Source organism: Paraburkholderia sp. A3BS-1L, assembly GCF_051125215.1.
Classification (GTDB): Bacteria; Pseudomonadota; Gammaproteobacteria; order Burkholderiales; family Burkholderiaceae; genus Paraburkholderia.
The window spans coordinates 100653-111333 of record NZ_CP120446.1 but is presented as its reverse complement, the minus strand read 5'-3'; the positions used below and the strand labels follow the sequence as shown (position 1 = coordinate 111333).

Sequence of the window (10681 nt, the reverse complement as noted above, 5' to 3'; positions counted from 1 at the left end):
GCTCAGAACCCGAAGATGCCTGGGCGACGACGCGTGATCGTCACCTCGTCGCTAGCCGCGCGCAATACGATCTTGTCTGCCATCTGCTGGACAACGATGTACTGGCCGCGACGGACGAAGTTCGGGCTCACGTCATCGCCGTGATCCTTCACGATGGGCACTGCGAACGGCGCATCGGCCGGCAAACGCAGCCACACGGCCCTGCCGTCGTCGAACACGGTCTCAGGCTTGAACGGCGCCGATCCATCGACCTTGTAGTCGAAGTTGAGCTTGTCCGGCGAGACGCCGAGCGGGCCTGAGTCGTTCGGACCACCAGCACCACCCGCTGCGTTGGACCCATCCGCGTTGTCGCGGGCCCTGACCTTCGCCATGAGCGACGACGCATAGTGAAAACGCACGCTCTGATAGAACAAGCCACCCACCGGCGACGAGACGAGCGTCATGTCGTACTCACGCATGTTCGTCGTGAGGTGCAAGGTGTTCACCAGGCGCGGCTTCACTGGCTTGATGTATACGTGGTTTGCTCCGTCCGTATCGATGAGCCACGACACCGAATCGCCCATGGCCGGATCGGTGATGAGCTTCTCGCCCGGCGCGAACTCAACGGTCGTGAGCTTCAGCGGCGCAGCCATGACACGGAAGATCTGGTCACGGCTGTAGTTGAAGACGACGATGCGCGCGTCATTGGGCATCGTGATGGGATCGGTGCCGGTGTTGTACGGATTCACCGGACTCATGGGGTCACCGAGGATTGCGCCCACGTCAAGCGAACCAGTGACCGCTGCCGACTTTCGGGCGGCGAGCGCGGGGTGCAAGAGCGTCAGCGCGCAGACGAGCGCGGCAAGCGGCAGCACGGAACGGGATGCCAGGATCGTCATACGGTTTTCTGGAGCGTGAAGAACGGGAAGTAGATCCCGAAGGGGTTCGTACCGACCGCATCATCAGAACTGGCGGGGACGATCTGGTACCGCAGCGTGAGCGCGTAGCGTTGAACGACTGGCCTATCGGCGGGAAACTGCGTGGTCGAGGTTGTGAACTCGACCACGATGGTCGAATCGTCCAGCACGGAGACGTTGACGACCTGTACCTCGCGAACGAGCTTCGGGTTGCTGGTGATGGCCTGGAATGGCGCGTCATCCTTGAGCCACGACGCGAACTGGTTCTTGCCGTTATTGACCATCTGTGCCTTGACCGCATTGATGTTGCGGGCGAGGCGCGACGTTTCGATGGTCGGCGTGAGGACCGGTTCGATAATGAACCAGCGCTGCACTGACTCGGCGATAGACGAACGCAGCGCCTGGTCGTCCGGCTTGTACGCCGCGAGTTGCCGGATGAGCGGACGGCCGCCTGCATCTGCCGAGATGCCGTATGACTTCACGACTGACGGCGGCGGCTGGCGTGTCCACACCGCGCCGGCCGCGATGACGGCCAGAACGAAGCTGAACAGCTTCCAGTGATTGGCCTCGACGCGCAGGCGCGTGCCTCGATCAAAGACGATCTTTTCGGGATCTTCTTCGGAGTACCCTCCCGGTGCGGTGGAGAGGGCGACATCTTTTCGGGAACGGCGAAGGAAGGGCATGACGCGCGCAAACTGTGGGCTCGCGTCAATTGAATCAGTCTGGGGTAGGCGTCCTCAGGGCAAAAGAGAACCTATTTTGCATACGATTGCGGATGCAACGTTTTGGAAGATCTTCCGTTTAGGCGCCTAAACGCTTAATCCCGGAATGGTGCAGTTTTTGTACAGCTTTTGGTCGGAGCTCGGTTGCGCGGTGGTGGTAGCCTGCGGTTCAAACGGTTCACACTTTCGCACTCAGACAGAATCCTTTAAAAACATAGATCTAGCATCACAGACTGTGCGTTTTCGTTTAGGCGCCTAAATGATACTATTGCAAAGTGAGAATTAATTTTGCGATTCGTTAGTGAAAAATCTTCTATTGCTCGAATTTTCGCGGCCAATCCACCCCAGAAGGTAGCTTCCGGGCTACCGCACTTGACATCAACTCAGGGCAATTAGGCTTCAGAGGTACGGCAACATTGATGATCACGGATCCGAAAATCAATCCCAAACCGATCCCCAACAGAGTAACGGCCAAAGCTGTCCATGCACGAATGCGCGCTAACGGCACCTCGCATTACGAGCTTGGTTTGTTTTACCAAGCGATGCTTAAGCGACGCCTATGGTCTTCGCACCGTGACCTGGCCGAATCACTTGGCGTTTCTAGACCTAACATTTCGAAAGCGATCGCGGTTGCGCGCATTCCAATAGCAGTCGTCGAAGTTATCGGTGGTGCGGAACACATTAGCTTCCGCATTGGCGCGCTACTGTTGGACGCGATCGATAAGATTGGCGAAGCCCTGTTCATGCGAAGAGCGCGCGAGGCCGTACGCGTAGGTTATGTCACTGTGGATGACATCCTGGAGTTCGCCGTGTTCGATCGAATCCCGCAGCGCACGCCGAACAAGATTCAAGTTCGCCTGGCACGCGACAAAAAATCACTTCGTGTAGAGATTCCGGACCTCGACGATCTGCTACCGCATCTTCCAAAAGTGGAGAGGTTTATTTCAACGGCCTTCGTTATGTTCAAGGCGGCACTCGCAGAGGACATAACTGCTGCAGCCGAGAAAACTCAGCGACGGCTAAGAACGAAAGCGCCGGGCCTCGAAGACGGGACCGGAGGAGACGTCAAGCCGCGTCGCCAAGGTCAAGACGGCTCTGCGAATGCTGGACGAACTGAAAGTCCAGATAATTTACTGCATGGCCGAGCTTTACGGCTCTCCAACTGGCCACTGCCCCACCCATCGGTCCAACGAGGCGAGGCATAAAAGCGGAATGAGTAAAAAATATTACGCATTACGTAGCGCCCGTTACGATGATTGCTTAGTCGGCAGTCGGGCGGGAGATTGGCAGGTATCACTACGATTTATACGGCTGTGCAAATATTTATTCGTGAAACAATTACCCTCAATTCTTTCGAATATCCCGCTGCATAAGGATTTGATCCGATTCTGTTTTCTTTCATTGATGTTTCACGCGCGTGGCCAAGCGGGACGTATCATGCGGAGCGACCGCAACCTTCTCAAGTGCCTCAGTGCCTAAACCTTCGTCGCTTCTCAGTGCTCACTGGATGGCCATTGCGCTTGGATGCCGTCGATTTCTTTGTCGTTGATTCTTCAACGTGTCAGGGGAACCGCCGATGCTGGACTCGGACCGTTTGATCATGATCATCACGAGCCCAGTGAAGTTGGTTGCTTCATGCCCTATAATTAGGGGCATATCATCTGGGGGGGGGATGAATATGACGGCGATGCTCGGCTGGTCGCCGTTCCCGGTGTAGTCACAGTGCGAACGCAGCGGCACCTGTGGGGCGGGTGCCATAGAAAAGTGGCTGAAGGCCGATGCTGCGACACTCGGCCCGATCAAGCTCTAACCGGGAAACGCAGTGCGTATACCTAGCGCTCGTCGGCTCTGGTAAGCGAGATATCTGGGTGCCCTTTGAGACGGTTTCAAAGAGGCTGTTAAGTTCGCTGGCAAGTGTTCCAGTAGATCAAGCGACAGCCGAGTTTGGGGAAAGCTTCGTGAAGGTCCGCACGACGTTCAAAGCGAATGCGTAGACGGTGGAAGTTATGCGACCAGGCACGCGGACGTTTCTACGACCCAACGGACTTTTCCAAGGCCGCTCCCGGGCGGGTGACCACGCCGTGCAATGGCGGTGGGGATCGTGAAGAAGGTGTCGGTACTTGTCATGATCGTTACCACGGTCGGCGTAGACACAGCCGTAACGACTCAGCGTCCGGCGACGCGCGCCGGCAATCCTCACGATGCCCTCGATCACTGGATCAGTTGGGTGACATCTTGACGGTCGGCACCGGTCAGGATTCCCTCGATCGGCGTGCCATTTGCGTCGATGGCGACGTGGCGTTTGGAACCGGGGCGCACTCGATCGGGGGGTTGAGTCCAGTTACTCGCCCGCCCCAACCGCTGGAATCGACGATGAGTCGACACCGGCGCGGGAGGAGCTGATCTTCTCGGCCGCGCGTAGTTTCGCAAGCATCAGTGCCTGCAGTCGATCCCACACGCAGGCTTGCTGACAATCGAGTAGCCTGCGCCAGCAGCTGACGGCCAGATCCGCAGCCCATCTCCGCTGGCAGGTCTCGCCACCTGATGCGGGTCTTCAGCACGAACAAGATACCGGTCAGCTCAGCCGGATCCAGTACCAGCTTGAGGTCCGGAAACTTGAAACGGCGCGGCTCCACTGGTGGTAACAGCCGCCCGATCAGTGCCCACAGTTCGTCGTCGATGATAGGTTTGCCCGTCTCCTCGATCCTGTTGTCACAACGATCGCTGTCAACAGGTCGCGCTGCAGATGAACAGCTCCTACGAGCTCTTCTTGAAGCCATTTCTTAGTGCGCAGACGCGGTACCGTGAAAGCCTGAACGCCCGTGAGTGACTCAACCGCGCAAACTCCCTACTCATCGCGTTCTGGCATGACCTCATGCCATCCGGGCCGGCCTGCCTCGCTTTAGCGACTGCGAGCGGCCGAAGGCCGCTATTAGAGAGAACAGGAACTTCCTCACATGACACGGACGAGGTGCGAACGCAAAAAGGATTTTCTCCACACCCCGTAGTTGGACTGGGTGGGCATGCCCAAAGCGCGCCGGTTCTCCTCGCGCTAACGACCGTTTGCCGGCCTGCTTCCGCCTGACTCCCAACAAAATTTAGCTCGTTGGCTGAGCGCCACGGCTCGAAGCTGCGCGGGGGGCTGGCAGTCCTAGGCGAGGGGAATAAGTGGCGCAAAGTATTCTTTCCGGAGCGAGTGATTCGCGCCTTGCTCGGCCACTGGGCCGCCGACAAGAACAAGCATCTGGGCAACGGTGGCAACCGCACAAGCAATGGCTTCGCGCCCGAGGCCCTGCACCCGCCTCTGACGTCGACGCTGCTCAGTCTCGCCTAAGGCGAGAGCCTGCCACTCGATCAGGTTGATCAGGCACTGCTGAGTGAGGTGGCTCCGCACACCGTTTGCCCCACGTAGGCAAGGGACGCGGTCACGCGCAAAATGCCGTTCGACGGCGTCCAGCGCTCGCCGGGTCACGTGTCTCTCGATTCCACTGACATCTGCACTCGCGCCGAGCACACACGTGGCATCGAGGAAGTGGCAAAGCTCCTTGGCGACGCATCGTGATTCTCCCTTTGGTAGCGCCCCGAACCGTAGCCGTGCTGTCTTGCAGTCATGCAAGTCGGCCCTCGGACCGAGCTTTTACCTTGTCACGAAAAATCACGGCCAAAACAAACAAAAACGAGGCGAGCGCTCGCTTTAACAATGGAGCATGAGGTTCCCTCGAAGACGTTGAGGAACAATTGATGGAGCTGGCTGAAATGCTCGCTGCCTTAGGCTGTTCAATCGTTCTCTTCATCGTGATTGAGCGCATGCTTTAGAGCTTCAGCTCGCCAATGAATTCGTCCAGATCCATTGGCACTGGGTGGACGGCTACAAGCTTGAGGTACAGAACTTTCTCGAGAGCGTGGCACGCTCGAGTGATTGCGTCAGCTTCGGGCGTGTCGTGCGTGCCACCTAGGACATGAAATCAAACGCCGCCGCAGCAGGAAGCGGCAAGTCGGGAAGCTCGCTCAAGTGAGCAATCAGCGCATATGTTATGTTTGACAGGACTACTGGCGTCTATGGACCTTCTCTTTCGAGCAATTTCAGCGGTTCCGCTGGCGCAGTGTCCATCAACAGATGGAATGTCTCTCCCGAACAGTCAGACCTCCGGTCTGGTCGCTCTCTTTTTTGACAGGCGTGTTTGACTCCGAACACCTTGCCGCCCGGAAGCCCTCGCCCATTCAATGCGGAGCCCACCCCATGATGCTCGCCGTACAAAAGTGTCCGGATCCGAACACCTGCGTCAGGGCGAGGTCGATGAGTCTCAGCGGCCAAGAAGTGTTCGGATTCGAACACTTGTGGGATCACGTTGAAATCGGCGTCGCAATAAAAAAGCCTCGCAAATTGCGAGGCTTTTTCCTTCGTCTTACAAATCTACTCCGGTTGAACCGAGAACATCTTCGCGACTGTCTCTCTGAGCGCGCGCTCCTGCTCCTCGGAAATCACACCTGCCTTGAACCTGAAGGTCAGCCCCGAGACATCTTTGGTGATGCTCCCCGCCTGGACATTTCCAGAGAAGATCTTGAGGATGCTCCGGCCCGCAGCATCACGCGTCGACACTCCGCGGGTCGCTGCAGCGAGAATCGCTGGGGCGACCTTAGACTCAAGAAGGTCGCCCGCGACTACCTGCGGCCACAACTCAGTTAGCGCCTTCAGGCCCGCATCACTGGTCTTCTTCAATGCGCTCACAATCTCCTGTGCCTGATTTGATTGCAAGAGCGTTGGCCTCAGGTCCAGGTCACGCTTAACGAACGCAGGAAGCTCGTCGAACGCAAGGTATCGATAGAGTTCGTTTCTGGAAATCCCCATCGTCTTGGCAAGACGTGTCTTATTCGGAAACTCACTTTCCGCGCGACGGACCGATAGCGCAATCTCGTAATCAGATAGGTCGTCACGTGTCACATTCTCGACAAGCGCGAGCGCGGCCATGTCTTGGTCTGTGCAGTCAATGACGACACTCTTGATGGTCTCCCGATTCAGGAGCTTATGCGCGCGCCAACGCCTCTCACCGGCTACCAGTTGGTAGGAGTCATCGCTCACTCGACGCACTAACACCGATTGAAGTAGTCCGGTCTCTTCAATCGAGCGAGCCAATTCGTGCAGCTTCGTCTCGTTGAATTCGCGACGGGGTTGCCATGGGTTCGGCGAAATTTCGTTGACCGGCAAATCGGTCCCTACGCCCTTGTCTTCAAGCTCCTGGATTCGGATTTGCGCAGCGGTCAACGCGCTGGTAAGTCCCGGCATGGTTTGCGGGCCGCGAGTACCCTTATCAGCCTCTTTCCTTACTGGCGTCATCTCTGCTGGCGACGCCAGGCCTGCGGTCTTGGCCAACAGCTGCGCGCGAATATTGCTCATGCCTCCTCCTTCCAATTCTTGACGAACATGTCGTCAAGCCAACGCGCGTACTGCATCAACGGTTGCTTCACCCGTTGAAGCGACTTAGCGGTCGAATGCGTACTAGTGACATCCAGTGCCGTGGAGAATGAGAGGGCACCACCACTCATCACTGAGCTTGCTGGAATTTCGAACGGGTCCAACCATTTCCCGTAAGCTGTCTGAGCCCATTGCCGAACCACCGGAGCCGATGAAGTCTTGCCGTAATCCACCTTGGAAAGAAGGATGGAGATGAACTCGTAAGCCTTGTCTTCCTCGTACGTGAGAAAGTCGCCAGCGACTTCTGAAAAGAGACGCCAGAACGCCATCGAGCTGATGAAGTCCAGGTTCTCCGGGACCATCGGCATAACGAGTGCATCTGCGGCGAGCAATGCGTTGAGGTTCATGTACGACAGCGACGGCGAGGTATCCATCAGGATGTAGTCGTATTGCGAGCGCAGCGGCTCGAGGCCTTCACGAAGTACAGACCAGAACCGAAAACCCTTCATTGTCTTCTGCCGGGCTGGCAACAGAAACTCAGCGCCATACAAAAACGTGTGCCCTGGAATGATGTCGATGCCATCCCAATAGGTACTTTGCACCTTCGAACTTAGCCCGCCTTCGATAGACTGGTCATAGATGTAGGGGAGAACGGTGTCCTCCCCACTGATTTCCTTCTCTGCATACAGCCCGCACAATTCCGAAGCAGAAGCCTGTGGGTCCAGGTCAATGATGAGCACTTTGCGTCCGAGCAGCGACAAGGCTTGTCCAAGGCAGACGGTCGTAGTTGTTTTCGCAGAACCTCCCTTCAACTGAGCCGTAGTCAGTACCCGCCCTCGAAAATTACTGTCCGGCTCGGCAAGTCGAGTTTGATAGATGTCCGAGGCCATCTTCACCCACGTGCGCACTTCGGGAAGCGTGAACGTCCGGCTGCGACCGCTGCCGTTGAGCGTGCCCGATGGAAGTCCCTGGTCCGCCTTCGTCACGAGATATTGAATCTGCTGGCGCGACAGATTGCACATGTCGGCCAGTTCGCTGATAGTAAATATGGGGGCAGTCTTGCGCGGTCGCGGCGCGAGAATCTGCTCGCGCAGGTTGTCCGCGAATGGAGCGAGCTTATCGGCAAACTCTGCAACCTCGCGAAGCGTAGTGCGACGGCTTTCAATAGGGAGGGCGGTAGCCACTGCATCCATTCTGCACTTCTCCGTGTTTTTGACGATGAAGCGCAGAATACACCATTATGTGTAAACAGGGTTGTATTGAGCCCAATTTTCTAGCTAAAACATCACGATTCTGCGCCAGTCGATTGATTTCGCGTCTAAATCGCGTGCTCGCAATGAGACTTGCAGCGTGTCCGGGGAGGTAGACCCTTGGCGAACCCACTGGGCTCGGCGACCCATTCACGTTTCGCCGAGCCCGCGCGATAAAGCAGTGCGCACAAAAACCACCCCAGAGATGGTTTTTGTGCGCGGATCTCATCGGTCGAAATTATCGATTAAAATCAACTGGTTACGACCCATCAACAGGTCATTTCAGGGTACTTTCTCGCATTCACGTGAGCCTCTGTTTGTTTGCTTTTTGTAAACATAAACCAACAAGCTAACAAACAGGAACTCGAAAATCCTTTTTTATCAACGCAACCGCCTGTGGATAGAGACGGTTTTTGTGAACACCGGTACGCTTTTTGTGATGCAGTGGGCAGAAATTGGGTTTCAATGAATGGAAATTGTGAAGACGTGGGGCGGTTTTTGGGCGCGAGCTAGACGGAGAGGGGTGGTTTTTGTGCGGGAAAAGGGCCCAGTATCGGGGGTGGTTTTTGTGTTGACAGCCGCAGCTTGGCTGATAGAGTGCGGGCATTGAGCCAAAAGAACGAATGGAAAACCCACCGCTTCCCGCCACTCCGCATCAACTTGCCTTGGACATCTACGACGACATGTCCGGGAAAGACGCGCGGATAGACCAAGCAGACAGGGACATCGGGTATCTCCGGAACAATATCTTCACCCGTGTCGGCGGACTCGGAATTGCCGCGCGCCGCGTGCTCGACGCGGCTTACTTCATCGTTGCATCGAAGGCGCCTGACGAACTCATCGACGACAAGGTCTACACGTTTTCCGAGGACATCAATTACTTTAAGTGGTTGATGCGCTACGACAGTCGCAACCACAGCCATCTCGTCACCCAGATGCGGGCCGCCGCGAAGGCCCGGGTTGAAGTCATGACAGCGCCCTCAATCGAGGAGCTTACTGAGAAGGACTCGTGGGGCACGATAAGTCTGCTTGGCGATTGCTACATCGATAGAAACGTGGTGTGCATCCTGCTCTCAGGGCGGGTGATTCGATATCTCATCAGCCCGTATAAGGCCCATTGGCTCAGCCTTCGTGATGCCGCGAAGTTTACGCTATCGCTCGCACGCGCAGTCTATGACCGCCTCATCCCATGCGAGGGCCATGGTGTGACCGAGTGGTTCGCGTACGAGGACGTCCTCGAATGGCCAGGGAAGGTCGGCGTGTCGCGCAGGGTCTTCAAGGAGTTCCGCAAGCATTTCCTTGAGCCTGCTGTGCAGCAGCTCAACGAAGAGTCGGATTTTGAGGTCAGCTGGGAAGCGAACGCGGCGCGTGTGTCCGCGGACAAGATGAAACTGCGCTTCCGGTTCAAGAAGAAGCAGGGCGCGGATGCGGCGCGCGCAGGTATTCCGGATGAAATGTACCTCGTGCTTAATAACGAGTTCGCGTTCGATGAGCTGGATTTCCTGCGCCTCGCAAATAATCGGCACACCTGGACAGATGAACGCCTCGTGCAGGCCATCGAATACACGCAGACGAGGTTGACGCAGGGCAAGGTCACCATCAGCCCCAAGGGTTATCTCTTCAAGTCGCTCGAAGGGAACTACCGTATTGGTGGCGCCGAAAAGAAGATGCTGGCTGTTCAGTCGCAGCAGTCGCAACATTCGCAGGAGGAGGCACGCGCTCGTCAAAGCGCCGAGTCGCAGCGACGAGACGCCGAGAAAGCCCAAGCCGAAATTGCGGCCGCCAAGGTCCGTTCGGAGGCTGACGCTGGCAGGGAGTTCTATGAGGCGGCGGATGCCCATATCCGAAGAGAATTACTGCACACGTTTGTGACTGGGCTGCTACACCAGCGGCAAATGGCCAGGGTTGGCGTCTCGCGTGAGTCGCTCACTACCGAAAACATCCTCACGGCAAACCGGCAGCTCGCTGAGACTTTCTGCACCCACGTGTGTTCACGCATGAAGAAGGTAATCGAAGCGCGCCCGAAGTAAGCAAGCCTTCGACCGACCACCGGTTACGTCTTCACCTTGTAGAGCTGTTTTAGCATCCCCCGGCCAGCATTTGCCGTCGTCGCGGTAATCCAGACTGTCTCTTCAACAAGCATATCGTGGAGCCGGCGCGGGTTCCCACGTCGAAGGTGTACGTCCAGTGACTCGTGCGTGTCACCGCCATCGCCCAATGAGCGTTGGCCCAACTGGAGCAGGTTGAGTATCTTGTGGGGGTCGCGGCGGGCCTTGACGATGGAACAGTCCCCCCACGAAGCTGTCCTGCGGGGGCTTTGGGGTGGAACGTACCGACAGGGGAGGTTGCGGCTTCGCGGTGAACGCTGCATGTGCTTCTGGCTCGTTACCGGCTTAGTAG

At 56.9% G+C, this 10681-nt stretch carries 7 protein-coding genes and 1 pseudogene; 3 read left to right on the top strand and 5 right to left on the bottom strand.

All coding sequences use genetic code 11. The annotated features are described in order from the left end of the window. Nucleotides 1-2: 2 nt before the first annotated feature. Complete coding sequence (locus P5W99_RS35940) at nucleotides 3-878, bottom strand: TrbG/VirB9 family P-type conjugative transfer protein (protein WP_434667657.1); 876 nt, start codon at nucleotides 876-878, stop codon at nucleotides 3-5. Further along, nucleotides 875-1579: a type IV secretion system protein gene (locus P5W99_RS35935; RefSeq protein ID WP_434667654.1), complete on the bottom strand. Its 705-nt coding sequence runs from the start codon at nucleotides 1577-1579 to the stop codon at nucleotides 875-877. Before P5W99_RS35935 ends, P5W99_RS35940 begins: the two co-directional genes overlap by 4 nt. A gap of 458 nt (nucleotides 1580-2037) precedes the next feature. Here P5W99_RS35935 and P5W99_RS35930 point away from each other — a divergent pair, with 458 nt between their 5' ends. Then, nucleotides 2038-2823: a hypothetical protein gene (locus tag P5W99_RS35930; protein WP_434667652.1), complete on the top strand. Its 786-nt coding sequence runs from the start codon at nucleotides 2038-2040 to the stop codon at nucleotides 2821-2823. Nucleotides 2824-3516: 693 nt separating this feature from the next. On the opposite strand, the pseudogene P5W99_RS35925 reads toward P5W99_RS35930, so the two are convergent. Next, a pseudogene (locus tag P5W99_RS35925) lies at nucleotides 3517-4323 on the bottom strand (IS5 family transposase). 491 nt (nucleotides 4324-4814) lie between these two features. On the opposite strand from P5W99_RS35925, the gene P5W99_RS35920 reads away from it, so the two are divergent. Further along, nucleotides 4815-4952 carry a hypothetical protein gene (locus P5W99_RS35920; protein WP_434667650.1) on the top strand — a complete coding sequence of 46 codons (138 nt, stop codon included), beginning with the start codon at nucleotides 4815-4817 and terminating at the stop codon, nucleotides 4950-4952. Nucleotides 4953-6032: 1080 nt separating this feature from the next. Here the strand turns inward: P5W99_RS35920 and P5W99_RS35915 are convergent. Then, the gene (locus P5W99_RS35915) at nucleotides 6033-7013 is read right to left on the bottom strand and encodes a ParB/RepB/Spo0J family partition protein (RefSeq protein ID WP_434667648.1); all 981 of its coding nucleotides are present in this window, start codon (nucleotides 7011-7013) and stop codon (nucleotides 6033-6035) included. After that, nucleotides 7010-8224, bottom strand: coding sequence for a ParA family protein (locus P5W99_RS35910; RefSeq protein ID WP_434667646.1), 1215 nt, complete (start codon nucleotides 8222-8224; stop codon nucleotides 7010-7012). Before P5W99_RS35910 ends, P5W99_RS35915 begins: the two co-directional genes overlap by 4 nt. A 680-nt stretch (nucleotides 8225-8904) precedes the next feature. On the opposite strand from P5W99_RS35910, the gene P5W99_RS35905 reads away from it, so the two are divergent. Next, the gene (locus tag P5W99_RS35905; RefSeq protein ID WP_434667643.1) at nucleotides 8905-10311 is read left to right on the top strand and encodes a replication initiation protein; all 1407 of its coding nucleotides are present in this window, start codon (nucleotides 8905-8907) and stop codon (nucleotides 10309-10311) included. Nucleotides 10312-10681 lie beyond the last annotated feature (370 nt).

What these genes read in the sequence shown, in the direction of transcription:
- P5W99_RS35940 (WP_434667657.1), bottom strand. Translation starts at nt 878, where the DNA reads ATGACGATCCTGGCATCCCGTTCCGTGCTGCCGCTTGCCGCGCTCGTC.
- P5W99_RS35935 (WP_434667654.1), bottom strand. Translation starts at nt 1,579, where the DNA reads ATGCCCTTCCTTCGCCGTTCCCGAAAAGATGTCGCCCTCTCCACCGCA.
- P5W99_RS35930 (WP_434667652.1), top strand. Translation starts at nt 2,038, where the DNA reads ATGATCACGGATCCGAAAATCAATCCCAAACCGATCCCCAACAGAGTA.
- P5W99_RS35915 (WP_434667648.1), bottom strand. Translation starts at nt 7,013, where the DNA reads ATGAGCAATATTCGCGCGCAGCTGTTGGCCAAGACCGCAGGCCTGGCG.
- P5W99_RS35910 (WP_434667646.1), bottom strand. Translation starts at nt 8,224, where the DNA reads ATGGATGCAGTGGCTACCGCCCTCCCTATTGAAAGCCGTCGCACTACG.
- P5W99_RS35905 (WP_434667643.1), top strand. Translation starts at nt 8,905, where the DNA reads ATGGAAAACCCACCGCTTCCCGCCACTCCGCATCAACTTGCCTTGGAC.